The organism is Streptomyces sp. NPDC037290 (genome assembly GCF_055603245.1).
The window spans coordinates 438,826-462,633 of record NZ_JBVJVZ010000004.1; the positions used below are offsets into that span (position 1 = coordinate 438,826).

Genomic DNA, 23,808 nt, shown 5'->3' on the forward strand with positions numbered 1-23,808 from the left:
ACCCTCCCCCCCCCCCCCCCCCCCCCCCCCCCCCCCCCCCCCCCCCACACCCCCCCCCCCCCCCCCCCCCCCGCCCCCCCCCCCCACCATGTGTCTTCTGGGGTCAGGGCCGGACCGGCAGCGGCCTGGTGAGATGCGGTGAGGGGACGGTTGCCGCGCCGTGGGTCGTGGAGCGTGCGCTGCCGCCGGTGACGGTGAGCGGGCCGGCGGTGTAGAGGGCCTCGTCGAAGGCTTGCCCGCCCGACGGGGCCTTGCCGACGGCGAAGACGGAGACCGCCTTACCGCCGACGACGGAGGTGGAGAGGTAGTCGCCGACCATGCTGCCCTGCGTGCTGTCGGCGATCTGGGACAGGGACATGGGGCCGGCGACGGTGGCCGGGGTGCTCCAGGTGCTACCGCCGTTTGCGGAGGAGATGTAGCCGACCTCCAGCTGGCAGGCGGATGTGGTGCAGTTGGCGTTCGGGTAGAAGTAGTAGTAGAGGCCGATCTTCGCCGTCGTGCCGGAGGTGGCGGGGTCGATGCCTATGCCGGGGATGAAGTGGTCGACGCCGCTGGTCGTGGCGTCGATGGGGACCCGGGTCACGGCCGACCAGGTGGTGCCGTTGGTGGAGGTGGCGTAGACGATGTCGTTGGCCGGGCAGCCGGAGCGGAAGCGGCAGTCCTGCCAGGCGACGTAGATCTTTCCGGAGCCGTCGATCTCGGCGGACGGCAGCCCCTCACCGTCACGCAGATTGCCGGCCACGCCGTGGCTGGAGGCGTTGGCGATCAGCGTGCTGGAAGACCAGCTGGAGCCGCCGTTGGTCGAGTTGAAGGCGCGTACCGCGCTGCCGTTGGCGGAGTAGGGGACCACGACCGTGCCGTTCGGCTGGACGAGGGGCTGTCCGCCCAGGCCGCTCGGGCTGCCGGAAGGTGCGACCGGCGCCGACCAGGTGGCGCCGCCGTCGGTGGAGCGGCTCATCACCACCGCGTTGCCGGATGACGTGACGTCGACCTCGACGTAGCAGGTGCCGAAGTAGGCGCTGGTGGCGGTGTTGTCGCAGACGATCCATTCCTTGTCGTAGCCCTGGCCGTCATTTCCGACCGCGATCACCGGGTTCTGCCAGCTCGTGCCGTTCGTGGAGCGGCTGACGCTGACACCGGCGCCGTTGACGTTGGAGTCGATGACCAGTCCGGCGACCATCCAGGTGCCGTGCTTGGCGTCGTAGGCGACGGCAGGGTCGGAGACGCGCGCCCAGGTGCCGCCCTGGTAGGTGGTGATGCCGGGCAGCATGCCGTGCTGCCAGGTGGTGCCGCCGTCGGTGGAGAGGTTCCAGCCGATGTCGGAGGCGCCGCCGTCGGTGAACCGGCCGACCTGCGAGGAGGCGACGATCGTGTTGCCGTACGCGAAGGTGTCCGGTTCGAGCTCGGTGGCGTGCTGGCTGGAGGAGTTGGTGAACGGGTCCGTGCTGACCTGGGTCAGGCCGGGCGGCGGGGTGGCGGTGGTGAAGGCCACGTCGTCGTAGAGGGTGTAGGTGGCGTCGCCCGCGTAGTTGTCGTCGTGGCTGACGAGTTTGAGGGTGTAGTTGTGCCCGGCGGTCACGGACGACGTGACCTGCTTCCATCCCTGGCCGTTGGTGCAGGTCTTGGCCAGTGCGGTTGTCGTGGTGCCGGTCGTGGTGTCGGTCAGGGTGGCAGTGGCCCAGTCGTAGGTGATCGTGTCCGGGCAGGTGACGCTGTACCAGAACGACAGCTGGGTGGCGCCGGCCGGCGCGGTGAAGGTCTGGGCGATGGAGGAGTCGCCGTTGGTGGGTGAGGTGCCGCCGACGCGGGCGGCGTAGGTACCCGTGTGGGCACCGGAGCCGACCACGGACGTGGTTCCGGTGGAGGTCCAGCCGGTCAGGCTGCCGGACTCGAATCCGCCGTTGGAGACGTCGGCCAGGGCCGGGTGAGATGCGAGAAGGAGGCCGCCTAACGACAGCAGGGCGGTGGTGGCGGTCGCCACGGATCTGCGGACAGCAGTGTGCGACATGAGGAGACCCCTCGTCGTCGATGGGGGTGTGCCCTCAAGCGAGGGCGTTCGAGGTGGGGCGGACCACCGGCGCGGGCCCGCTGGTCCACCACGGGCGCGACGTTTCAGGAACCGATCTCTGGCCCGACGCCGGTCAGGACGGGGTCACGTCGTCGTAGCGGGTGTAGGTGGCGTCGCCCGTGTAGTTGTCGTCGTGGCTGATGAGCGTGAGCGTGTAGCTGTGCCCGGCTGTGACCGAGGCGGTCTTCTGGATCCAGCCGGAGGAGGACACACAGGTCTTGGCCAGCACGGTGGTCGTGGTGCCGGTGGTGTTGTCCTTGAGTGTGGCCGTTGCCCAGTCGTAGGTGAGCGTGTCCGGGCAGGTCACGTTGTAGTAGAAGCCGAGCGTGCTGGTCCCGGACGGGGCCGTGAACGTCTGGGCGATGGAGGAGTCGCCGTTGGTCGGCGACGTGCTGCCGACCCGGGCGGCGTACGTGCCGCTGTGCGCCCCGGAGCTGACCACGGACGTGGTCCCGGCCGAGGTCCAGCCGGACAGGCTGCCCGTCTCGAAGCCTCCGTTGGTGATCCCGCCGCCTCCGCTGCCAGAGGTGACGGTCAGCGTGTAGGTCGCCGTGTGGGTGGCGGAGGCGCCCGTGCCGGTGACCGTGATGTTGTACGTCCCCGCCGGCGTTGACGAAGACGTGGCCACCGTCAGCGTCGACGAACCGCCCGCGGTCACCGAGGTCGGGTTGAAGCTGGCCGTCGCCCCGCTCGGCAGCCCGGATGCCGACAGGCTCACCGACTGCGCCGAACCGGAGGTGACGGCGGTCGAGACGGTGGTGTTCGCCGTTGAGCCGGCGGCGACAGTGGACGAGGCCGGGCTGACGCCGATGGAGAAGTCGTTGGTCGCGGTGGAGCCGCAGTTGGGCAGGGTGAACGAGGCCAGTCTGGTGTGCCAGTTGAAGTTGCCGTTGGCGGGGATGTACTCGTTCGTGTACCAGAACGTGCAGTCGTCCGTCGGGTCCACGGACATCGAGGTGTAGTCGCCCCAGCGGCTGTACGTGGTCTGGGACCCGCCACCAGTTATTGCGGTGACCTCGCCCTGCGTCATCGTGCCGAGTGTGTCGCCGGCCAGTCGGCCGGTGTAGCGGATCGACGGGTGTACCGAGGAGGAGGACTGGGAGTAGCCGAGGGCGATGTTGCCGGCCTTGTCCTCGGCGATCGAGCCCATCCAGCGGTAGGTGGAGTCGGGGGCGTACGTCCCCTGCTGGTACACGGTGGGGTTGCCGCCGGACAGGCGCAGTTCGTACCAGCGCGCGCCCACGGAACTTCCCGCCGTCACCGCGTGATTGACCACGAGCGACTCGTGATCGCCGAAGTTGCGGTAGGCCAGCCGGAACATCAGCCGGTCGGAGAGCGAGTCGAGCTGCTGGCTGGTCCCGGTCTGCGGAATGCAGGTGCCCGAACTGCCACAGGCGGTGGTGTACGACGCCACGGTCAGCGTCGACGGGCCGCTGAACGTCGAGTTGGAGGCCGTCGCCCAGTCGACGTGGAACTTCCAGTACGCCAGCGTCGTACTCGTCGTGCCCAGGCCCACCATCAGCTCCGGCTCACCGGACGGCGGCGCTGTCGAGCCGTCCAGGTCCGCGCCGAGGAGGCCGCCGTAGGAGGACGAGGTGGTGAAGCACTGCTGGGCGGCGCTCGCGCCGGTGAGCATGGCCGACCGGTTCATGGCGCACGCCTCGGCGTTCAGGAAGCTCCCGGAGGCGGTGAACATGTTGTACGTGACGTAGTACGCGTCCGGCCACACCGAAAGCTTCGGGTAGTCCGGGAAGTTCGAGTACTGGAACGAGTAGCGGTAGTAGCTGCCCGTCGCGTCCGAACTGCTGGAGACGGCCACGCACTCGTAGTACGGGCCCGAGGACGAGGACACGTTCGCGAACTGCGTCACCACCCAGCGACTGGCCAGGGTGTCCCAGCGGACCACCGCGTCACCGTCGTTGGTGGACTGACAGGATCCGCCGAAGCCGGACCAAAGGGTGCTGGTGTCGGTCGGGGCGAGGACGGTGGCACCGCTCTTGGAGTACACCGCGTAGGCGGTGTTCACGGTCTCGACGATCTGGCTGGAGCCGACGGCGGCGTTCGGGTCCGGCGGGACACCGGTGATCGAGTAGTTGCCGGCGCCGATGCCCTCGAAGTTCGTGCCCGTCGAAGGGGCGGACGGCCCGCCGGGGCTGGATTGCACGACCGGATCCGGGATGTGGGAGGCGGGCGGGTGCGGGAGGCGCGCCTCGCCGGGGTCGTCGTCCTGCTGCTTCTTGCCGTGGTGGCCGTGGTGGCCGTGGTGGGCGTGGGCGGCCATGGAGCGCAGGGTGGGGGAGGTGTCGTGCCGGACGGCGGGGCCGGTGTCGGCCGAATGGTGGGCCGCCGGAGTGTGGGGTGCGGGGTCGGCCTGGGCCGCGGGGGCGGCGAGCCAGAGAGCGGGGACTGCGGTCAGGATCGCGGTGAGCGCGGCTATCCGGCCGCGCCTGCGTCTGGATCGGGACACGGAACATCCTTTCGAACAGCCGGAGATCGCCCGGCATGTGGGGAGAAGAAGGACGTTCACGCCGATGGAGCGCGTGTTCGCAATCCGGGATGGTTGCACCGGACATGTCACGCAACAAGAGGGATGGAGCCTGCGTGGCGCAAAGCAACCGAGAATTTACAGACGTCAGTCAACTCACAGTAAAACCACAGGGTTTCCTCTGTATCGGCACAAGGGATTTCCCTGTATTGCCCGTAAGTGGGAGCGTGAGTCCGTGCCGGATCACGGAACGGATCCAGCCTCAGCCGCGTCCCACCGTCGGACTGTCCCGACTCCACCTGGGGGCATCGTGAGACACCGCCGCACCGGCGCCCGTTCACTCGCCGTGCTCGCCCTCATTGTTTCAGCCGCCGCCTGCGCATCCGGCACCGGGGCCACCGCGCCCGCCGAGAGCAGCCCGTCGGCCCCCGCCTCGACCCGGTCGTCCCACGGGACCTCGGCCCTTGCAGGCTCGTCGGCCTCCAGCTCCACCCGACCGTGCCTCAGCGGCACCGTGACAGTCCTGTACCCGCCGGCCGACAACCCCTTGCGCAGCGCCTGCCTGCAGGTCGGCACGACGATCCACCTCACCCTCAAGTCGCCGGCCAACTACGGCTGGGCACCGGTCAAGAGCTCCAACCCGAACACCGTCACGTTGCTCGACGACCACACCGCATCCGACGGCACTCGGTCCGCCATCGCGCGCGCCGCCTCTGCGGGGACCGCGACGCTCAGCTCGGCCGACACCTACACGCCCGACCCGCACGGTCCGCCCTCAAGAGCCTGGCAACTGACCCTCACCGTGGTCCCATGACAGTCGTGCGCTACGACGGTTCAACGTGCACCAGCAGCCGCCACAGCCGCGTCTGCGGCCCGAACCGATCTCCGCGAAACGACGACGTCGATCGCAGCTCCGCCTCACCGACACCCACAGCCCTGACCGTGGCCCGTACGGTTCCGTCTGTTGTTTCCGCCGCGATCACCGCCAAGGGCCCTGTGACCACGTCGACCGGCGTCCACCCATAGGTGGCTGATCCGTACAGGGTGATCGCGACCTCGTCGCCCACTTGTATATGCAGCGGCGGTGCCGGCGGATCCCCGGGACGGTGGACGACCTCCAGCTGCCTTGCCTCGTCGTGCGCCACGTCCGAAAGCTAGCGCATGCCACCCGAGAGGTCTTCAACCTGGTCAGGACGGTATCCAGCGCCCCCTGTTATAGGGGCGTCCTGTGAGAGCGCCGGTGATAGTGGAACAGCAGGCATGGCGCGGGCTGATCAACCTGACCGTGCAGCTCCAGGACGAGCACGGCATCTCCCTCGCCGACCACGAAGTGCTCGGCCGCCTCCATGGCGCCCCCGACCACAGCTGTGCGTCCGCGACCTTGGCGCCTCCCTCGCCTGGGAACAGAGCCGCCTGTCCCACCAGCTCTCCCGGATGCAGCGGCGGGGCCTGGTCGAACGGGAGGGGTGCGAAACCGACCGGCGCGGCTCCACGTTCCGTCTCACCCCCGTCGGCCGAACCGCCATCGTGCAGGCCGCTCCCAGCCTCGTAGAGGCAGTGCGCAGACTCGTCGTCGACGCCCTCTCGCCGGGCCATGTGACCCAGTGGGCCACGCTCGGCGCGTATGGTCCTCGTCCGCGCGGCAGGTGCGGGAGGCGACGAAACCGGACCCGAAGGACCTCGCGGCAAGGTGGCCAGGCCGGTTGGGGCCGGACGGCCAGTGGTCGGCGCGCGCCTATACCTCGATGTGTGAGCCCATGATGACCGTGCGGTCGCGGGGGAGGCCGAAGTACTCGGCGGCGTCGGCCGTGATGTAGGAGGTGGCGATGAACAGCCGCTTGCGCCAGGGCGCCATCGTCGGTGATTTGCCACGCCGGAGATCGATCTTCGACAGGAAGTAGGACGCCTGGTCGAGGTCCAATGGCCCTTCGGTCTGGGCCGGGGTGAGCAGGGCCAGGGTGCTGGGCACGTCCGGTGTTTCCATGTAGCCGAACCGGGCGGTGACGTGGATGATCCCGTCGTCGGCGTAGCCGAGGTCGTCGACGACGATTCGCTGGCCGGCCGGGACGCGGGGCACGGGCTCGGTCTCCAGCGAGAGGATCACTACCTGGTCGTGGCGTACGTGGTTGTGCTCGACGTTGGCCCGCATGGCCAGGGGCGCGGTCTGCTTGCCCCGGTTGAGGAACACGGCCGTGCCCGGGATCCGGAGCGTCGACACCTTCTCCGATCGGAGGTCTTCGATGAACTCCGGGAGCGGTCCCTCGAGTTGTCCCCGTTCGGCGGTGACGATCTCGCGGCCGCGTTGCCAGGTCGTCATGACGGTGAACGCGGTGATGCCGATCAGCAGCGGTAGCCACGCGCCGTGCACGAGCTTGGTCATGTTGGCCGCCACGAACAGCAGGTCCACGAAGAGCAGTACGGCGGCGCCGGTGGCGACCAGCCACCTGGGCATGCCCCATTTCGCGCGGGCGACGTAGAAGAACAGCAGGGTGGTGATGGTGATGGTCCCGGTGACCGCCATGCCGAACGCGAAGGCCAGCGCCGCGGAGCTGCGGAAGGCGAAGACCAGCGTGAGGACCGAGACCATCAGCAGCCAGTTGATCCAGGGGACGTAGATCTGGCCGATGGTGGACTCTGACGTGTGGGCGATCCGCAGCCGCGGCAGGTAACCGAGCTGGGCTGCCTGCGAGGTCACCGAGTACGCGCCGGTGATCACCGCCTGTGAGGCGATCACCGTCGCCGCCGTGGCCAGCACGACCATCGGCAGCCGTCCCCAGCCGGGCGTGAGCAGGAAGAACGGGCTGCTGATGTTTCGCGGGTCGGCGAGGATCAGGGCGCCCTGCCCGAGGTAGCTCAGGACGCAGGCGGGGAAGACGAGGAACAGCCAGGCGCGGGTGATCGCCCGACGGCCGAAGTGCCCCATGTCGGCATAGAGCGCCTCGGCGCCGGTGACCGCCAGCACGACCGCGGCCAGGGCGAAGAAGGCGGTGCCGAAGTGGCCGAAGAGGAAGCCCAGGGCGTAGGTCGGCGACAGCGCCCTGAGGATGTCCGGATGGTCGGCGATGCCGGCGACCCCGCAGGCGCCGATGGCCGTGAACCAGGCGATCATGACCGGTCCGAACACCCGGCCCACCGCCGCGGTTCCCCTGCGCTGCACCAGGAAGAGCAGCACGATGATCACCGCGGTGATGGGTACGACCGCGCTTTCCAGCGACGGCTGGACGACCTTGAGCCCTTCGATCGCGGACAGGACCGAGATCGCCGGGGTGATCATGCTGTCGCCGAAGAACAGCGACGCGCCGAAGATGCCCAGCGCGGCCAGTACGGCGGTGGTCCTTCCGGCCGGCCGCGAGGTCCATCGCCGTACGAGGGTGATCAGCGCCATGATGCCGCCCTCGCCGTCGTTGTCGGCGCGCATCGCCAGCAGCACATAGGTGACCAGGACGATGACCACCACCGACCAGAACACCAGCGACACCACGCCGTAGACGTTCTGTGTGGTGACGGGGACGGGGTGTGGGTCGCTCGGGTTGAACACGGTCTGGAGGGTGTAGATCGGGCTGGTGCCGATATCACCGAAGACCACACCGAGAGCACCGATGACCAGCGCCAGACGTGCCGTGTCGTGAGCGCTCGCATGATGAGCCTTGGGCGTCCGCGATGGGAATCCGTCATCCGGCGCGGTTCCCTGCCGACGATCGGCCATGGTGATCCTCCTCGTTGCGGACCCCTGCCTGCGGGCCCGGTGTATCGGGGCGGACAATACCGATCACCAGCGCGAATACCGGTAGGTGGGGCAGCTTCGTCTCAACGGCGTCTCTGCGCCGCCGGCCTGGACGGCTCGTGCGCCGGCATGTCCGCGGGGTGGGGGACGGCGGCGCTTCTCCGAGTCCGCCGATCCACTCCCGTCGTGGGCCACGCCGAAGGCACCCCGCCAAGCTCCATGCCGACACAGGCTACGACTACGACCACCTGCGACGATGGCTCCGCGCCCGCCACATCACCCCGCGTATCGCCCGCAAGATCGTCGGACCCTCTCACCGACCGGGACCCACCACTGGACCATCGAGCCCACCGTCTCCTGGCTCGCCGGATGCCGCCGGCTCCACCGCCGCTACGAGCGCAAGGCCGAGCACTTCCTTGCCTTCGCCGACCTCGCCGCGACGCTCATCTGCTCACGGCGCCTCTCGCGTCAGCTGTGAGGCAGCGGGCTTGCGCTACGGGACGTTCCAGGCGGAAATGAACGGCTGCCCGTCCTCGGTGGCCAGGAAGCTGAGGGTGCCCGGATGCGGGTGCCCGAGCATTCGACTCGCGGACGCGTCGAGGCCGAGCCAGCGCACGGTGAGCACGCGGGCGAGATGGCCGTGCGCGACGACGGCGACATCGCCATCGCTCAGCAGAGGACGGATGCGGTCCAGCACCGCGTCCGTGCGCGCAGCCACCTGCTGGAGCTGCTCGCCGGGATGATCGGCGTCGCCGGGAATGACGCCGTCCCGCCAAAGGTCCCAGCCCGGCCGCGACTCGCGGATCTGCTCGGCGGTCAGGCCCTCGTAGCCGCCGTAGTCCCATTCCAACAGGTCGGGATCGGGCTTGGCGCTGGTCAGGCCGGCCAGCTCGGCTGTTCGCATGGCGCGGCTCAACGGGCTGCTGAACACAGCGACCAGATGGCGGCGTGCCAGCCTCGGTGCCAGCGCCCTTGCCGCCGCCTCCCCCGCATTGGTCAGTCCCACGTCGGTCCGGCCGGCATGTTGGCCCGACAGGCTCCACTCGGTCTGGCCGTGCCTGATCACTACCAGTTCACCCATGGCTGCGCACGCTATCTGATCTTGTTGCACCCCAAGGCACATTGAGGAATTTGCATCGTGATTCGCGCATGTCACGGAACCTGACGTGACGTGTGTTCGGGTGTTCGCGCAGGTCGCGGAGAGCGGGTCCGCCGACGCGCTGGCAAGCTACTCGGCTCGCCAGGCGTCGTGCGGGCTTACGCCCGCTGGCTTGATGACCACAGGTGTTACTTCTCGTCCGTGCCGGGTTTCCCGCTGATGGACTCCTGATAGACATCCGCGTAGGTGCGCGAGTCCTTGACCAGGTCGTCGCAGAAGGCGGCGACGTCGTTGCCAATGAGTTCCAGGACTCCCTTGCCGGCCGCGACGCCCTCCTCGAAGCCGCGCTGCTGGTCTTCTCCGGCGGGGACACCAACACGCTGGTGCCGATGTTCGCGATCGGGGTCTTCGTCGGCTTCACGATCGCCCAGGTGGGGATGGTGCGGCACTGGCGCCTGGAGCGGGGCCGTGGCTGGCGCGGGAAGGCACTGCTGAATGGGCTGGATCCCCGAGCCCCCGCACCGCGACCGCTCCCTTGTGATCGTGCCGGTGTCCTCGCTGTCCTGGGCTGACCTCCGAGGCACTGACGGCCGCCGCCTCCCTCGGCGACGAGGTCCGCGCGGTGACCGTCGGCTACCCGGACCCGGAGGACCGCGCACAGCTGCACGCCCTGGAGCGAGCCTGGACCGCGTGGGACCCGGGCGTGCCCCTGGTGCGGCTGTCCTCCGAGCGGCGCAGCCTGGGCCGCCCGATCGCCGCGTACGTCCGTCAGGTGGCCGCCGCCGAGCCGGCCACGCGGTTCACGGTGCTGATCCCGGGGGCCGAGCCGGAGCGGCTGTGGCAGCGGCTGCTGCATAACCAGCGGGGCGCGGTCGTCGCACACGCCGTGCGTCGGGAGACGGACGCGGTGATCTGCCGGCTGCGGTTCCGGCTGCTCTGAAGAGAAACGCTCTGTGACTGGTCGGTAGGAATCGGCGGCCGTAAGAGTCCCGTCAAAGCCGTGGGCGAGGCCGTAAGAGGGCCGTCAACGAGTGTCCGGATCAGGCCAGGGAGGCGGTCTCCTCTAACAGTCCTGTTCCACCCCCGAACCTCTTCAGGAGTTCACGATGGCCGATCTGGCCTTCGTCGTCACCGTGCTCGCGGGCTTCGCGCTGGTGGCTCTCGTCGCCCGGGGGGTGACGAAGCTGTGACCGCCGAGAACGTCGTCGGCCTGGTCGTGGCCGTCGCCCTGCTGGGCTATCTCGTCCTCGCCCTGATCTTCCCGGAGAGGTTCTGAGCACAGACATGAGTCCAGAAGTCGCAGGCTTCCTCCAGCTGCTCGCCCTCACAGGCGCACTGGCGCTCGCCCACATCCCGCTTGGCAACCACATGGCCAGGGTCTACTCCTCGAAGAAGCACCTGCGGGTGGAGAAGTGGATCTACAAGGGCATCGGTGCCAACCCCGACACCGAGATGACCTGGCCCGCCTACCTGCGCGGTGTGCTGGCCTTCTCGGCCGCCGGCGTCCTCTTCCTCTACCTGCTGCAGCGGCTCCAGGGCGTCCTGCCCGGCTCGATGGGCTTCTCCTCGGTGAATCCGGCGCAGTCGTTCAACACGGCCGTGTCGTTCGTGACCAACACCAACTGGCAGTCGTACTACGGCGAGCAGACCATGGGTCACGTCGTGCAGACCGCCGGGCTGGCCGTGCAGAACTTCGTCTCGGCGGCCGTCGGCATCGCCGTCGCCGTGGCGCTGGTGCGCGGCTTCGCGCGCTCGCGCACCGGTGAACTGGGCAACTTCTGGTCGGACTTGGTGCGCGGCACGCTGCGCATCCTGGTGCCGGGCGCCGCAATCGCGGCGATCATCCTCGTGGCATGTGGGGCGATCCAGAACTTCTCCGGCATCCACGAGGTCGGTCAGTTCATGGGCGGCTCGCAGCAGTGGAACGGCGGTGCGGTCGCCTCTCAGGAGGCGATCAAGGAGATCGGGACGAACGGCGGCGGTTACTTCAACGCCAACTCGGCCCACCCCTTCGAGAACCCGACCCCGTTCACCAACCTCTTCGAGATCTTCCTGATCCTGGTGATCCCGTTCTCGCTGACCCGCACCTTCGGCGTGATGGCCGGCAACGTGAAGCAGGGGTACGCGATCCTCGCCACGATGGTCACCATCTGGCTGGGTTTCACCGTCCTGATGATGTGGACCGAGTTCGCCCACCACGGTCCGGCGCTCCAGGCGGCGGGCGGTGCGATGGAGGGCAAGGAGACGCGCTTCGGCGTCGGCTCGTCGTCGATCTTCGCGACCTCGACGACGCTCACCTCGACCGGTGCGGTGGACTCCTTCCACTCCTCCTTCACCGGCCTCGGCGGCGGCATCGCCATGCTCGGCATGATGCTGGGCGAGATCGCGCCCGGCGGCACCGGCTCCGGTCTCTACGGCATGCTGATCATGGCCGTGATCGCGGTGTTCATCGCCGGTCTGATGGTGGGCCGTACGCCGGAGTACCTGGGCAAGAAGATCGGTGGGCGGGAGATGAAACTCGCCGCCTGCTACATCCTGATCACCCCCGCCCTGGTGCTGGTCTTCACGGCGGCCTCCATGGCGCTGCCGACCCCGCCGCACTCGATGCTCAACTCCGGCGCGCACGGGTTCTCCGAGGTGCTGTACGCGTTCACCTCCGCGTCGAACAACAACGGCTCGGCCTTCGCCGGTCTGAACGCGAACACGGACTGGTTCAACACCATGACCGGGCTCGCGATGCTGCTGGGCCGCTTCCTGCCGATGGTGTTCGTGCTGGCCCTGGCGGGCTCGCTCGCCGAGCAGACGCCGGTCCCGGTGACCGCGGGCACCCTGCGCACCGAGAAGCCGCTGTTCACCGGCCTGCTGGTGGGCGCGATCCTGATCATCACCGGTCTCACGTACTTCCCGGCCCTCGCGCTGGGCCCACTCGCCGAAGGGCTGGCGTGATGACCACCCCTGTAGAGAAAACAGAGAAGTCAGAGGACTCGATGTCCACAGCCACACCCACCCGGGCGCCGCACAGCGACGTCCCCACCGGACACAAGCCTGCCGAGGGCCGTGTCGGAGCGGGCCTGTTCGACCCCAAGGCGCTGGTCAAGTCCCTGCCGGACGCCCTCCGCAAGCTCGACCCGCGGGTGATGGTCAAGTCGCCCGTGATGTTCGTGGTGTGGATCGGCTCGGTCCTGACCACCGTATTCTCCGCCAAGGACCCGGGCGACTGGTTCGGCTGGACGATCAGCGTCTGGCTGTGGCTGACGGTGATCTTCGCCAACCTGGCGGAGGCCGTCGCCGAGGGCCGTGGCAAGGCGCAGGCCGACACCCTGCGCAAGGCCAAGACCGACACAGTGGCCCGCCGGCTGCTGAAGGACGGCTCCGAGGAGCAGGTTCCCGGCACCGCGCTGACCATCGGTGACCTGGTGGTCTGCGAGGCCGGTGACGTCATCCCGGGTGACGGTGACGTCGTAGAGGGAGTTGCCAGCGTCGACGAGTCGGCCATCACGGGTGAGTCCGCCCCGGTGATCCGTGAGTCCGGTGGCGACCGCAGCGCCGTGACGGGCGGTACGAAGGTCCTGTCCGACCGCATCGTCATCAAGATCACGACGAAGCCGGGCGAGACCTTCATCGACCGGATGATCAACCTGGTCGAGGGCGCGGCCCGGCAGAAGACGCCGAACGAGATCGCGCTGAACATCCTGCTGGCGTCGCTGACCATCGTGTTCCTGCTGGCGGTGGCCACCCTGCCGCCGTTCGCCGACTACGCGGGCACGCACCTGACCATGGTCGTGCTGGTCGCCCTGCTGGTCTGTCTGATCCCGACCACCATCGGCGCCCTGCTGTCCGCGATCGGCATCGCGGGCATGGACCGACTCGTGCAGCGCAATGTGCTCGCCATGTCGGGGCGTGCGGTCGAGGCCGCCGGTGACGTCTCCACCCTGCTGCTGGACAAGACCGGCACCATCACCCTCGGCAACCGACATGCCGCCGAGTTCGTGCCGGTGAAGGGCACCACCGAGGCGGAGGTCGCCGACGCGGCCCAGCTGTCGTCGCTGGCCGACGAGACGCCCGAGGGCCGTTCCATCGTCGTCCTGGCGAAGGAGGAGTACGGGCTGCGCGAGCGCCACCAGGGCGAGCTGGCCGGCGCCGAGTGGATCGAGTTCACCGCCCAGACCCGCATGTCGGGTGTGGACGTCGACGGGCGGAAGATCCGCAAGGGCGCCACCGCCTCGGTCATCGCCTGGGTCGAGGAGCAGGGCGGCACCGTCGCCAAGGATGCGGACGCGACGGCCAACCGCATCTCCGAGGCCGGCGGCACCCCGCTGCTCGTCGCCGTGAACGACGACAAGGGCGCCCGGGTGCTGGGTGTTATCTACCTGAAGGACGTCGTCAAGGAGGGCATGCGGGAGCGGTTCGAGGAACTGCGCCGCATGGGCATCAAAACGGTCATGATCACGGGTGACAACCCGCTGACCGCGAAGGCGATCGCCGAGGAGGCCGGCGTCGACGACTTCCTCGCGGAGGCCACCCCCGAGGACAAGATGGCCCTCATCAAGCGGGAGCAGGCGGGCGGCAAGCTGGTCGCGATGACCGGTGACGGCACCAACGACGCGCCCGCGCTCGCGCAGGCGGACGTCGGCGTGGCGATGAACACCGGTACGTCGGCCGCCAAGGAGGCCGGCAACATGGTCGACCTCGACTCCAACCCGACCAAGCTCATCGAGATCGTCGAGATCGGCAAGCAACTCCTCATCACCCGGGGCGCGTTGACGACGTTCTCCATCGCCAACGACGTCGCGAAGTACTTCGCGATCATCCCGGCGCTGTTCGCGGCGGTCTACCCGGGCCTGGACAAGCTGAACATCATGCACCTGTCCTCGCCCAATTCCGCGATCCTGTCCGCGGTCATTTTCAACGCGCTGATCATCATCGCGCTGGTGCCGCTGTCCCTGAAGGGCGTGCGCTACCGGCCCATGAGCGCCGACAAGATGCTCCGGCGCAACCTCGGGATCTACGGCATCGGCGGCCTGATCGCGCCGTTCATCGGCATCAAGATCATCGACCTGCTCATCTCCCTCATCCCCGGGCTGTAATTTTTGAAAGGCGTGCTGATCGCCATGAACAACTCCGTTACGAACACCGCCCGGTTGCTCGGTGCGGGCTTGCGCGCCCTCCTCGTGCTGACCCTGGTGACGGGCGTCATCTACCCGCTGGTCGTGACCGGCATCGCCCAGGGGCTGTTCTCCAACAAGGCGAACGGTTCCGAGGTCGAGGCGGACGGCAAGGTCGTCGGCTCGTCCCTGATCGGGCAGTCGTACAACCTGCCGCTGAAGAAGGGCCAGGACACGCCGGACGCCGACCTGACGTGGTTCCAGGGCCGCCCGGCGAACGGCCTCGGCACGAACAGCGTCAACACGCGGTACAAGCTGATCCTGTCCGGTGCCACCAACCTGTCCGCCGACAGCAAGATGCTGATCAAGCAGGTGCAGGACGCCAAGGCCGCCGTCGTCAAGGACAACTCCGTTGCCGGCTACACGGTCAAGTCGTCGGAGGTGCCCGCGGACGCGGTGACCTCCTCCGGCTCGGGCCTGGACCCGGACATCTCCCCGGCCTACGCCGAACTCCAGGTCCACCGCGTAGCCGCGAAGAACAACCTGCCGCTCGCACAGGTGGAGAAGCTGGTCAAGGACCACACCGAGGGCCGCACCCTGGGCTTCATGGGCGAGCCCCGGGTGAACGTCCTGGAGCTCAACATCGCGCTCAAGGACCTTGTGGCGAAGCACTGATGGGATGACGCGACACACGCGGGAGTCGGCGGCCGGGAGGCATCCTGGTTCCGCCAACTCCCGTGGTCATGACGTCGGTTGCCTCGCGTCCGGCGCCCTTCGGCCCGGCGTACGAGAGGAAGGGCACACACCCATGACCCGGGTGCTCGTGGTGGAGGACGACCCGCAGCTCGTACGGGCCCTCGTCATCAACTTGCAGGCACGGCACTACGGCGTGGACGCCGCCCCCGACGGCGCCACGGCGCTCCGGCTCGCCGCGGCCCGTCAGCCCGATGTGGTGCTGCTGGACCTCGGCCTGCCCGACATGGACGGCGTCGACATCATCAAGGGCCTGAGGGGCTGGAGCCGCGTGCCGATCCTGGTCCTGTCCGCCCGCCAGGCGTCCGACGAGAAGGTGGCCGCACTCGACGCCGGCGCAGACGACTACGTCACCAAGCCGTTCAGCATGGACGAGCTGCTCGCCCGGCTGCGGGCCGCCGTCCGCCGCACCGAGGACACACCGCTGGTCCCCTCGGCGGAGCTGGTCGAGACGGAGCACTTCACCCTGGACCTGCTGGCCAAGAAGGCCGTACGGGACGGGCGGGACGTACGACTGACCCCGACCGAGTGGCATCTGCTGGAGATACTGGTGACCAGTCCCGGTCGGCTGATCACACAGAGGCAGCTGCTTCAGGAGGTGTGGGGCGTCTCGCAGAGCAACAAGTCCAACTACCTGCGGGTCTACATGGCGCAATTGCGCAGGAAGCTGGAGACGGACCCCTCCCACCCCCGCTATCTGATCACCGAGCCCGGCATGGGCTATCGCTTCGAAGGATGACATGGCACGCGGCAAGCTCCGGATCTACCTCGGCGCGGCACCCGGCGTCGGCAAGACCTACGCGATGCTGTCGGAGGCACACCGACGTGTCGAGCGGGGCATCGACTGCGTGGTCGCCTTCGTCGAACACCATCATCGGCCGCGTACCGAGGTGATGCTGCACGGCCTGGAGCAGGTGCCGCGCAGACAGCTGGAGTACTGAGGCGCCACGTTCGGCGAGATGGACGTCGACGCCGTCCTGCGGCGTGCTCCGGCCGTCGCACTGGTGGACGAACCGGCCCACTCGAACGTCCCCGGCTCGCGCAACACCAAGCGGTGGCAGGACGTCGAGGAACTGCTCGTTGCGGGGATCGACGTCGTCTCCACCGTCAACATCCAGCACCTGGAGTCGTTGGGCGACGTGGTCGAGTCGATCACCGGGGTGCGGCAGCGCGAGACCGTCCCCGACGAGGTCGTACGACGGGCCGACCAGATCGAGCTGGTCGACATGCCCCCCGAGGCCCTTCGCCGCCGTGTGGCACACGGGAACGTCTACAAACCGGACAAGGTCGACGCGGCCCTGTCCAACTACTTCCGGCCCGGAAACCTCACCGCCCTGCGCGAGCTGGCACTGCTGTGGGTGGCGGACCGGGTCGACGAGTATCTGAACGAGTACCGGTGCCGGAGGAGGCGGACGTCGACGTACCGGTCGGCGACCACATGGCCCTCTCCCCGCGCGGCCGCGTCCTGCCCGCTGCCGACCGCCGCGTGCTGGCCGCGTTCGCCGCGCAGGCCGCCGTCGTCCTGGACCGCCAGCGGCTGCAGCGCGAAGCCGATCGTGCCAAGGAACTGGCCGAGGGCAACCGCATCCGCACCGCTCTGCTGGCCGCCGTCAGCCACGACCTGCGCACCCCGCTCGCCGGCATCAAGGCCGCGGTGACCTCGCTCAGGTCGGACGACGTCGAGTGGTCCGAACAGGACCGGGGGGAGCTGCTGCAGGCCATCGAGGAGGGCGCCGACCGCCTCGACCACCTCGTCGGCAACCTGCTGGACATGTCCCGCCTGCAGACCGGCACCGTCACCCCCATCATCCGCGAGAGCGACCTCGACGAGGTCGTGCCCATGGCGCTCGGCGGGGTGCCCGGGGACAGCGTGGAACTGGACATCCCCGAGACCCTGCCCATGGTGTGGGTCGACCGGGGCCTGCTGGAGCGGGCCGTCGCCAACGTCGTCGAGAACGCCGTCAAATACAGTCCGCCGGGGGAGCGGGTGCTGGTGTCCGCGAGCGCCCTGGCCGACCAGGCCGAACTGCGGGTCGTGGACCGCGGGCCCGGCGTTCCGGACGAGGCCAAGGACCGCATCTTCGAGCCCTTCCAGCGGTGCGGCGACTCGCCGCGCGGTGTCGGCGTCGGCCTCGGACTCGCGGTCGCCCGCGGCTTCGCCGAGGCCGTAGGCGGCACCCTGCACGCCGAGGACACGCCCGGCGGCGGCCTCACCATGGTGCTCGCCGTACCGACGGCCCCGGCACGGCGTCCGGAGCAGCCGGACCTGCCGGCCACCGCTGCCCATTGAGGAGATCAGGCGCCGGGTGGCACGGTCTCGGACTCCCGCTGCAGGCGCCCCGTGTCCAGCGGCAGCCGCAAGGCGTTCCGCCGGTGCACGGCTGCCAGCGCTGCCTGCAGCGGTGACGGCGGAACCGCGAGAACGGAGCACGTGGCGCGGGCGAGACAGTAGCGGCTGACCGACGGCCACAGCGCACGGCGCAGTCGGCCACGACCGCCTGCGCCGACCACGAGGATGTCGCCCTCGCGGCCGGCTGTCCGTACCAGCGCCGGTCCGGGGGCGCCTCGTACGACGAGCGCCTGCCCGGGCACCCCGGTGTCCGTGCTGCCGAACACGTCGCACAGCGCCTTGAGCAACCGCTCCCGCGCGAGCCGGTCCCACTCCTCGACCATGACGGCCGCGGCCGGGAACCTCCGGGCGGCAGGATCTCCGCCGGGCGGCTCCCAGGCCAGCACCGGCCAGAGCTCCGCCCCTCGGCGCCGGGCCTCGTCGGCCGCCCGGCTCAAGGCGGTGAGACTGCCCGGCGAACCGCTCACTCCCACCACGACACGAGCTGCTGAGGACGGACGGGCTTCGGACATCGCTTTCACCGTTCTGCACGCGCCGGCAGCGGCTTCCGGGCCGGCGATTCTTCTCGGAACCGCTTCCATCTCACCTCTGCCCGAGGCTTTCGAACAGTCCGTACGCCAGTTCTTGGCACCCTTCTGACGTCCCTTTCCACGCCCTCTCGCCGGGGCGCCAGCGTCCCGTCAAGGTCGTCACAGCCGGAGGGGCCCGGCCAGACCGGGACGAAGCCTGGGTGCACGGCCGTCATCTCGTCGGCCGTCTGGTCGGCCAGGCCGTTGCATCTGGCGCCGAACTCCGGTCCGGCACCGCGGTCTGTGGCATCGGCACCGGCGCCGACGGGAGCATCCGGACAGTTGCTCTGTCCGATGGGAGCTGTCTCGACGTCGACGTCGTCGTGAACGCCGCGGGCCCCAGCGCCTCCCACGTCGCCGAGTTCGTCGAACGGCACTTGCCGATGCGCCGGGAACCCGGCGTCGTCACCCGGATCGGCTGTGCTCAGGTCCCGGTTCACCGGGCTATGCACGCGCCTCACATCGAGATCCGTCCTGACGGGGACGCCTCCTTGGTCCTCCACAGCCGCGAGATCGACGCACTCGCCGCGGAGATCCACAGCGGCGCGGCGATCCACGGACTGGACCCGTCGCGGCCGTACCGGGCCATCAGGGCCGTACCGAACGGCACCCTCGGTCCGGACGCGCTGGAACGCTCCCTGGAGTCCCACGGCCGCAGGAACGGCCGAGGCGCACTGCTCACCGTGCTCGACGAGGCTGTCGCCGGAGTCGTGGGGGCGAAGCCGGAGACCGGTGACCTGGCGGTGACGGCGGGGCTCGGCCCGGCGACGGACCTGGCCGCGGTCCACCGCTCCTTCCGCACCGCCGGCAGGATGCTTCAGGCCGCCCGCGCGTACGGTCTGCGCGGGGTGTACGCCCTGAGTGACCTGTCCGTCTGAAGCGGGGACGGCACATCCGCGAAGTCGCCCGCAGCGCGCCCGCTCCGGACACCGCGGTGGAACTCGACCGGGCCCTGGCGGCATGTGAGCCGGGGACACCCCCATAAGGCTGCTTACATGGCATCAGCAGGCCAGAGTGCACGGGGAGCGCCGAGCGACCGAGTACAAGGTGGTGTCCAGCGGTGGAGAAGCGGATGAAGGAGTTCAGCGAAAGCCACGACGATCCGTTCGCCCCGCACCTCGCCGCCCTGGCGGTGCTCGACGACCGGGGAGCCGTGGTCGGATGGAACCGGCGGGCCCAGGAACTGCTCGGCCATCCGGCGGAAGCCGTGATCGGTCGTCCGGCATCCGAGGTCCTGGTCGATCCTTGCGATCTGCCGGCTGCCAGGGAGGCCGTGGCGAGCTGCAGGAGAGCCGGCGGCTGGTTCGGGGTGCTGAACGTGCGGCACCGCGACGGGCGGCTCGTGGAGATGGGGCTCAGGGCCCATCCGCTCGCACGCGACGACCGGATCCGTGAGTGGCTCCTCGTCGGGGCACCCTCGGCTGACGTCCTGGAGTGGCAACGGGACCGCGCGGTGCTCGACGGGTTGTACCGCCGGTGTCCCATCGGCCTGGTTGTCCACGGCCCCGACCTGAGGCTTCTCAGGGTCAACCGGGCCATCGAGCGCTTCACCGGAGTCCCGGCAGCGGAGTTCCGGGGGCTGCCCACCGGCTGTTTCCTCCTCCCCGACGACGCACGCAGGGCCGTGGACCGTGTGCGTCAGGTGATGGAGACCAGACGGCCGACGGTCTACTCCGAGCAGTTCGTTCGCCTGAAGTGGGATCCGGCACGCGAGCGGGTCGCGATGGTCTCGTCCTTCCCGATGGAGGATCCCTCCGGCCGCGTCCTGGGGGTGGCCGAGATGATCGAGGACATCACCGAACGTCATCGGGCCCAGCGTCGGCTCGCGCTCCTCGACCAGGCCGGCAGCCGCATCGGAACCACCCTCGACGTTGCGGAGACCGCCCGGGAACTCGCCGAGGTGATGGTGCCGCACCTCGCCGACCACGCGTCGGTGGACCTGCTGCGGCCGGTGACGCTCGGCGAGGAACCGGCGCAGGCCGTGGCAGGTCCCGTGGTACGTGTGGGGGCCTGCAGCGTCGGTGTCCAGCAAGCCGGCCCGCCCCACCCCGAGGGCGAGCCGGTCCAGTTCGCGCATGACACACCCCAGGCCAGATGCCTCGCCGAAGGGCGGCCCGTCCTGGAACCGGTTCTCCCGCCCGACTGGTTCTCGACGGACGGCCGCCAGGGGACCCACGCTCCGGACCTGGGCGTCCACTCGCTGATCGTCGTACCCGTTGCCGCGCGTGGCCTCGTGCTGGGCGTGATGACCTTGTGGCGTTCGCGCCGCCCGGATCCGTTCGAGGCGGACGATCTCACTCTCGCCCAGGAACTCGCCTCGCGCGCCGCCGTGTCCATCGACAACGCCAGGCGCTTCACCCAGCAGCAACAGACCGCGTTCACCTTGCAGAGCAGCCTCCTGCCCCGGGCGGTTCCGGACCAGTCGGCCGTCGAGGTGGCCCTGCGGTACCTGCCGGCCAGCGCGGCCCCGGGACTGGGCGGCGACTGGTTCGACGTCATTCCGCTGTCCGGGGCGCGGGTCGCCCTCGTCGTCGGTGACGTGGTGGGACGCGGCATCCACGCAGCCGCCACCATGGGCCGGCTGCGTACCGCCGTACACACGCTCGCCAGCCTCGACCTGGAACCGGACGAAGTGCTCTCCCGTCTCGACGACCTGGTCAACCTCCTGGCGGCCGAACAGGAAGCGCTCCGCGAACGGCCCGTGGGCGAGCAGGTCGTCGGCGCCACCTGCCTGTACGCCGTGTACGACCCGGTCTCCGGGCGGTGTTCAGCGGCCCGGGCCGGCCACCCGCCGCCGGTGGTGACCGCTCCGGACGGACAGGTGGCTCCGCTCGACCTGCCTGCCGGCCCACCACTCGGCCTGGGCGGCCTGCCCTTCGAGGCCCGGGACGTCGAACTGGCCGAGGGCAGCCTGCTGTGCCTGTACACCAACGGACTCATCGGCGAACGGCACATCGATACCGACCTCGGCCTGGCCAGGCTGTGCGCAGCGCTCGCCCGCCCCGCGGACGCGCTGGAACGGACGTGCCAAGCGGTGGTCGACTCACTTGTGCCCGCCCGCCCCACCGACGACGTCGCGTTGCTGATCGCCCGCACCCGCATGCTGCCACCGGACGATGTCGCCTCCTGGAGTCTTCCCCTGGAGCCTGCCAGCGCCGCCCGGGCCCGGGCACTGACCTCCGCCAAGCTGAGCGAATGGGGTCTGGAACACCTGGCCTTCACGACCGAGTTGATCGCCAGCGAATTGGTCACCAACGTCTGCCGCTACGCCAGTGGCCCCGCGACCCTGCGGCTGGTCCGTGAACGGTGTCTGGTGTGCGAGGTCAGCGACTCCAGCCACACCGCGCCTCACCTGCGCCGCGCCCGTACCACCGACGAGGGCGGGCGCGGCCTGTTCCTGGTGGCCCAGATGACCACCCGCTGGGGCACCCGCTACACCCGCGAGGGCAAGACCGTGTGGACGGAACAGTCACTGACCGGCCCACTCGCCTGACCCAGGCCGTCCTGGGGACCCCGCCGCCGTGGTCATTCGGCCGCCGCGAGCAGCCGTGCCTCGCTCTCTTCGTACAGCCGCCGGTTCTCGAGGCCGGCGGCGGTGCGGCGCCGGTGGTCCAGCCGGCTGCCCAGCCAGCCCGCCAGATAGCCGAACGGGACGGACACCAGGCCGGTGGACTGCATGGGGAACAGGTCGAAGTGGGCGTTCGGGAAGACGGCGGACGGTGTGCCCGAAACGGCCCTGGAGAAGACCATCAGCAGCAGCGCGCAGGCCGCTCCGCCGTAGAGGGTGGCCAGCAGGCCGGTGCGCGTGAAGCCTCGCCAGAACAGGGAGTAGGTGAGCGCGGGTGCCACCGCCGATGCCCCGATGCAGATGGCCAGCGTGGTCAGCACGGCGACGTTCCAGTTCTGGACCTGGACGGAGAGCCCGATGGCTACGGTTCCCACGGCGACGCTCGTCCACGCCGCCACCGTCATCTCCGTACGCGGCTCGGCCTGTCCCCGCCGCGCCGCATGGGCGAACAGGTCGTGAGCGAGCGACGAGGCCGCGGCCAGGGTCATCCCCGCGACCGACGACAGCAGGGTGATGAAGACCATGCCCGCCACGGCCGAGTAGAGAATCGTCGTGCCCACGGAGCCGGGTGCCCCGCCGAGCACCTGCGACAGCATGAGCACCGACGTCCTGCCCTGTGGGTCGGCCGCGGTGATGTACCGCGATCCCACCAGCGCCGCCGCGCCGGTTCCCATGACGATCACGAGCAGACAGAACGTGGTGACCGTGCCCACCGCCCACGACATGGAGCGACGCACCGCCGGCACGTCCCGCGCGGAGTACAGGCGCATCGTGATGTGGGGCAGGCAGGCCACACCGAGGACCACGGTGATCTGGAGACCGATGAAGTCCAGCCGCTCAGCGGCCGAAGTGCCCAGCTGAAGGCCCTGCTGGAGGAAGGCGGGGCCCGCGCCGCTGCCGTGCTGGGCGGCCCTGAGCACGTCGCCGGGGTTCCAGCCGAAGCGGTTCAGGACCAGGGCGGCGACGACGGCGCTGGTGCCGATCAGCAGCACGATCTTGATCATCTGGATGAGCGCGGTGCCTCGCATGCCGCCGAGCGCCGCGTAGATGATCATCAGGCTGCCTACGATGACGATGCACACCGTCCTGGCACCGGCCACGTGCGGCAGGTTCAGGATGAAGGTGAGCAGGGACCCGGCCCCGGAGAGCTGGACGACGAGGAAGGGCAGGGTCGCCGCAAGCGTCACCACAGAGGCGGCGACACGCACCGCCCGCCCGGGCATGTTGCGGGCCAGGACGTCGCCCATGGTGAACTGGCCGGCGTTGCGCAGGGGTTCGGCCAGCAGGAACATCAGCAGCACCAGGGACAGGGCCGTGCTGACCGCGAGGACGTAGCCGTCGTATCCGGCGAGCGCGACGATGCCGGTGGTGCTCAGCACCGTGGCCGCCGAGATGTAGTCACCCGCGATGGCAAGCCCGTTCTTGAGCGGGGTGAGGGAGCGGTAGCCGGTGTAGAAGTTCGTCAGGTCGTCGCGCTCCGGTCCCGCCATCACACACATCAGCAGCGTGAGGGTGACCAGGGCGGTGAACAGGATGAGGACGGTGGCCTGCGTCCCGGAACCGAAGTTGTTCATCTCGCCACTCCCGCGTTCCGGCCGGTGGGGACCGCCCGTTCCCTGACGGCGCGGGCCAGCGGATCCACCGAGCGGCGTGCGCTGCGTCCGTACCAGAAGACCGCCGCGAAGGTGACCACGAGCTGGAGGACCCCCAGGGCCATTCCCAGGCTCAGTTCTCCGGCGATCTTGGACCCCATCAGGCCCGGCGCCCAGCAGGACAGCACGACGTACACCACGAAGGAGCCGAGCGCGGTCAGTGTGGAGATCCGGCGGAGCAGCCGGTAGGCCGAGCGGAGGGCGGTCAGGTCGTCGTGCTGAGGACGAGCCTGGTGCGCGTACGGCTCGTCCCAGCTGGCTTGCCCGTACCAGTCGTGTCCGGGGGCGTCGTGTCCGTACCACTGGGGCTCGGTGCGGGACCACGGCGATCCGGCCGGCCCTGATGGGGGGTACGGGTTCTCGTCGGCGTATGTCATGGCCTTGCCTTCCACCACGGCTCGGATCCGTGGAGGTGAACGGGGAGGAATGCCGCGC

At 69.4% G+C, this 23,808-nt stretch carries 18 protein-coding genes and 3 pseudogenes; 12 read left to right on the plus strand and 9 right to left on the minus strand.

Features of this window, described 5'->3' with window-relative positions:
* Nucleotides 1-103: 103 nt before the first annotated feature.
* Nucleotides 104-2,008: a sialidase family protein gene (locus ACZ7HQ_RS17000; protein ID WP_470990106.1), complete on the minus strand. Its 1,905-nt coding sequence runs from the start codon at nucleotides 2,006-2,008 to the stop codon at nucleotides 104-106.
* 133 nt (nucleotides 2,009-2,141) lie between these two features.
* A complete protein-coding gene (locus ACZ7HQ_RS17005; RefSeq protein WP_470990109.1) occupies nucleotides 2,142-4,535 on the minus strand; it encodes a COG1470 family protein in 2,394 nt (797 codons plus the stop codon).
* Nucleotides 4,536-5,067: 532 nt separating this feature from the next.
* Here ACZ7HQ_RS17005 and ACZ7HQ_RS17010 point away from each other — a divergent pair.
* The gene (locus ACZ7HQ_RS17010; RefSeq protein WP_470990112.1) at nucleotides 5,068-5,367 is read left to right on the plus strand and encodes a hypothetical protein; all 300 of its coding nucleotides are present in this window, start codon (nucleotides 5,068-5,070) and stop codon (nucleotides 5,365-5,367) included.
* A gap of 10 nt (nucleotides 5,368-5,377) precedes the next feature.
* Here the strand turns inward: ACZ7HQ_RS17010 and ACZ7HQ_RS17015 are convergent, their stop codons facing one another.
* Nucleotides 5,378-5,698, minus strand: a complete 321-nt coding sequence (locus ACZ7HQ_RS17015; RefSeq protein ID WP_470990115.1) for a hypothetical protein — start codon at nucleotides 5,696-5,698, stop codon at nucleotides 5,378-5,380.
* Nucleotides 5,699-5,987: 289 nt separating this feature from the next.
* Here ACZ7HQ_RS17015 and ACZ7HQ_RS17020 point away from each other — a divergent pair, with 289 nt between their 5' ends.
* Nucleotides 5,988-6,314 carry a hypothetical protein gene (locus tag ACZ7HQ_RS17020; protein WP_470990118.1) on the plus strand — a complete coding sequence of 109 codons (327 nt, stop codon included), beginning with the start codon at nucleotides 5,988-5,990 and terminating at the stop codon, nucleotides 6,312-6,314.
* Here ACZ7HQ_RS17020 and ACZ7HQ_RS17025 read toward each other — a convergent pair.
* Entirely contained in the window at nucleotides 6,289-8,259 is a 1,971-nt protein-coding gene (locus ACZ7HQ_RS17025; RefSeq protein ID WP_470990121.1) for a potassium transporter Kup, read from the minus strand. The genes ACZ7HQ_RS17020 and ACZ7HQ_RS17025 overlap by 26 nt on opposite strands.
* A 185-nt stretch (nucleotides 8,260-8,444) precedes the next feature.
* Between ACZ7HQ_RS17025 and ACZ7HQ_RS17030 the strand changes: the two are divergent.
* Nucleotides 8,445-8,755, plus strand: a pseudogene (locus tag ACZ7HQ_RS17030) (transposase); the annotation flags it as partial.
* 15 nt (nucleotides 8,756-8,770) lie between these two features.
* On the opposite strand, the gene ACZ7HQ_RS17035 reads toward ACZ7HQ_RS17030, so the two are convergent.
* Together ACZ7HQ_RS17035 and ACZ7HQ_RS17040 are read right to left on the minus strand one after the other, a co-directional pair.
* A complete protein-coding gene (locus tag ACZ7HQ_RS17035; RefSeq protein ID WP_470990124.1) occupies nucleotides 8,771-9,358 on the minus strand; it encodes a histidine phosphatase family protein in 588 nt (195 codons plus the stop codon).
* Between the two features lie 206 nt (nucleotides 9,359-9,564).
* Nucleotides 9,565-9,825, minus strand: a complete 261-nt coding sequence (locus ACZ7HQ_RS17040) for a DUF1048 domain-containing protein (RefSeq protein ID WP_470990696.1) — start codon at nucleotides 9,823-9,825, stop codon at nucleotides 9,565-9,567.
* On the opposite strand from ACZ7HQ_RS17040, the pseudogene ACZ7HQ_RS17045 reads away from it, so the two are divergent.
* The 7 genes and pseudogenes from ACZ7HQ_RS17045 to ACZ7HQ_RS17075 form a co-directional block, all read left to right on the plus strand.
* Nucleotides 9,706-10,316: pseudogene (locus ACZ7HQ_RS17045) on the plus strand (amino acid permease); the annotation flags it as partial. The gene ACZ7HQ_RS17040 and the pseudogene ACZ7HQ_RS17045 overlap by 120 nt on opposite strands.
* Nucleotides 10,317-10,562: 246 nt before the next feature.
* Entirely contained in the window at nucleotides 10,563-10,652 is a 90-nt protein-coding gene (kdpF, locus tag ACZ7HQ_RS17050) for a K(+)-transporting ATPase subunit F (RefSeq protein ID WP_009326374.1), read from the plus strand.
* A gap of 8 nt (nucleotides 10,653-10,660) precedes the next feature.
* The gene (gene kdpA, locus ACZ7HQ_RS17055) at nucleotides 10,661-12,322 is read left to right on the plus strand and encodes a potassium-transporting ATPase subunit KdpA (RefSeq protein ID WP_470990127.1); all 1,662 of its coding nucleotides are present in this window, start codon (nucleotides 10,661-10,663) and stop codon (nucleotides 12,320-12,322) included.
* A 41-nt stretch (nucleotides 12,323-12,363) separates the two neighbouring features.
* Complete coding sequence (gene kdpB, locus ACZ7HQ_RS17060; protein WP_470990130.1) at nucleotides 12,364-14,463, plus strand: potassium-transporting ATPase subunit KdpB; 2,100 nt, start codon at nucleotides 12,364-12,366, stop codon at nucleotides 14,461-14,463.
* Nucleotides 14,464-14,487: 24 nt separating this feature from the next.
* Nucleotides 14,488-15,156, plus strand: coding sequence for a potassium-transporting ATPase subunit C (locus tag ACZ7HQ_RS17065; protein WP_470990133.1), 669 nt, complete (start codon nucleotides 14,488-14,490; stop codon nucleotides 15,154-15,156).
* 133 nt (nucleotides 15,157-15,289) lie between these two features.
* The gene (locus tag ACZ7HQ_RS17070; protein WP_470990136.1) at nucleotides 15,290-15,973 is read left to right on the plus strand and encodes a response regulator; all 684 of its coding nucleotides are present in this window, start codon (nucleotides 15,290-15,292) and stop codon (nucleotides 15,971-15,973) included.
* A gap of 1 nt (nucleotide 15,974) precedes the next feature.
* A pseudogene (locus ACZ7HQ_RS17075) lies at nucleotides 15,975-17,524 on the plus strand (ATP-binding protein).
* 5 nt (nucleotides 17,525-17,529) lie between these two features.
* On the opposite strand, the gene ACZ7HQ_RS17080 reads toward ACZ7HQ_RS17075, so the two are convergent.
* Entirely contained in the window at nucleotides 17,530-18,096 is a 567-nt protein-coding gene (locus ACZ7HQ_RS17080; protein ID WP_470990139.1) for a universal stress protein, read from the minus strand.
* Here ACZ7HQ_RS17080 and ACZ7HQ_RS17085 point away from each other — a divergent pair.
* Together ACZ7HQ_RS17085 and ACZ7HQ_RS17090 are read left to right on the plus strand one after the other, a co-directional pair.
* A complete protein-coding gene (locus ACZ7HQ_RS17085; RefSeq protein ID WP_470990698.1) occupies nucleotides 18,072-19,031 on the plus strand; it encodes an FAD-dependent oxidoreductase in 960 nt (319 codons plus the stop codon). The genes ACZ7HQ_RS17080 and ACZ7HQ_RS17085 overlap by 25 nt on opposite strands.
* 194 nt (nucleotides 19,032-19,225) lie before the next feature.
* A complete protein-coding gene (locus tag ACZ7HQ_RS17090; protein ID WP_470990699.1) occupies nucleotides 19,226-21,646 on the plus strand; it encodes a SpoIIE family protein phosphatase in 2,421 nt (806 codons plus the stop codon).
* Nucleotides 21,647-21,678: 32 nt separating this feature from the next.
* On the opposite strand, the gene ACZ7HQ_RS17095 is transcribed toward ACZ7HQ_RS17090, so the two are convergent.
* Both ACZ7HQ_RS17095 and ACZ7HQ_RS17100 read right to left on the minus strand, forming a co-directional pair.
* Nucleotides 21,679-23,295, minus strand: coding sequence for a sodium/solute symporter (locus ACZ7HQ_RS17095; protein ID WP_470990142.1), 1,617 nt, complete (start codon nucleotides 23,293-23,295; stop codon nucleotides 21,679-21,681).
* The gene (locus ACZ7HQ_RS17100) at nucleotides 23,292-23,750 is read right to left on the minus strand and encodes a DUF485 domain-containing protein (RefSeq protein ID WP_470990145.1); all 459 of its coding nucleotides are present in this window, start codon (nucleotides 23,748-23,750) and stop codon (nucleotides 23,292-23,294) included. The genes ACZ7HQ_RS17095 and ACZ7HQ_RS17100 overlap by 4 nt, the downstream gene beginning before the upstream one ends.
* Between the last annotated feature and the right edge of the window lie 58 nt (nucleotides 23,751-23,808).

Coding starts and splice junctions, on each gene's coding strand:
- ACZ7HQ_RS17000 (WP_470990106.1), bottom strand. CDS start 2,008: ATGTCGCACACTGCTGTCCGCAGATCCGTGGCGACCGCCACCACCGCC.
- ACZ7HQ_RS17020 (WP_470990118.1), top strand. CDS start 5,988: ATGCAGCGGCGGGGCCTGGTCGAACGGGAGGGGTGCGAAACCGACCGG.
- ACZ7HQ_RS17025 (WP_470990121.1), bottom strand. CDS start 8,259: ATGGCCGATCGTCGGCAGGGAACCGCGCCGGATGACGGATTCCCATCG.
- ACZ7HQ_RS17035 (WP_470990124.1), bottom strand. CDS start 9,358: ATGGGTGAACTGGTAGTGATCAGGCACGGCCAGACCGAGTGGAGCCTG.
- kdpA (WP_470990127.1), top strand. CDS start 10,661: ATGAGTCCAGAAGTCGCAGGCTTCCTCCAGCTGCTCGCCCTCACAGGC.
- kdpB (WP_470990130.1), top strand. CDS start 12,364: ATGTCCACAGCCACACCCACCCGGGCGCCGCACAGCGACGTCCCCACC.
- ACZ7HQ_RS17065 (WP_470990133.1), top strand. CDS start 14,488: ATGAACAACTCCGTTACGAACACCGCCCGGTTGCTCGGTGCGGGCTTG.
- ACZ7HQ_RS17070 (WP_470990136.1), top strand. CDS start 15,290: ATGACCCGGGTGCTCGTGGTGGAGGACGACCCGCAGCTCGTACGGGCC.
- ACZ7HQ_RS17080 (WP_470990139.1), bottom strand. CDS start 18,096: ATGTCCGAAGCCCGTCCGTCCTCAGCAGCTCGTGTCGTGGTGGGAGTG.
- ACZ7HQ_RS17090 (WP_470990699.1), top strand. CDS start 19,226: ATGAAGGAGTTCAGCGAAAGCCACGACGATCCGTTCGCCCCGCACCTC.
- ACZ7HQ_RS17095 (WP_470990142.1), bottom strand. CDS start 23,295: ATGAACAACTTCGGTTCCGGGACGCAGGCCACCGTCCTCATCCTGTTC.
- ACZ7HQ_RS17100 (WP_470990145.1), bottom strand. CDS start 23,750: ATGACATACGCCGACGAGAACCCGTACCCCCCATCAGGGCCGGCCGGA.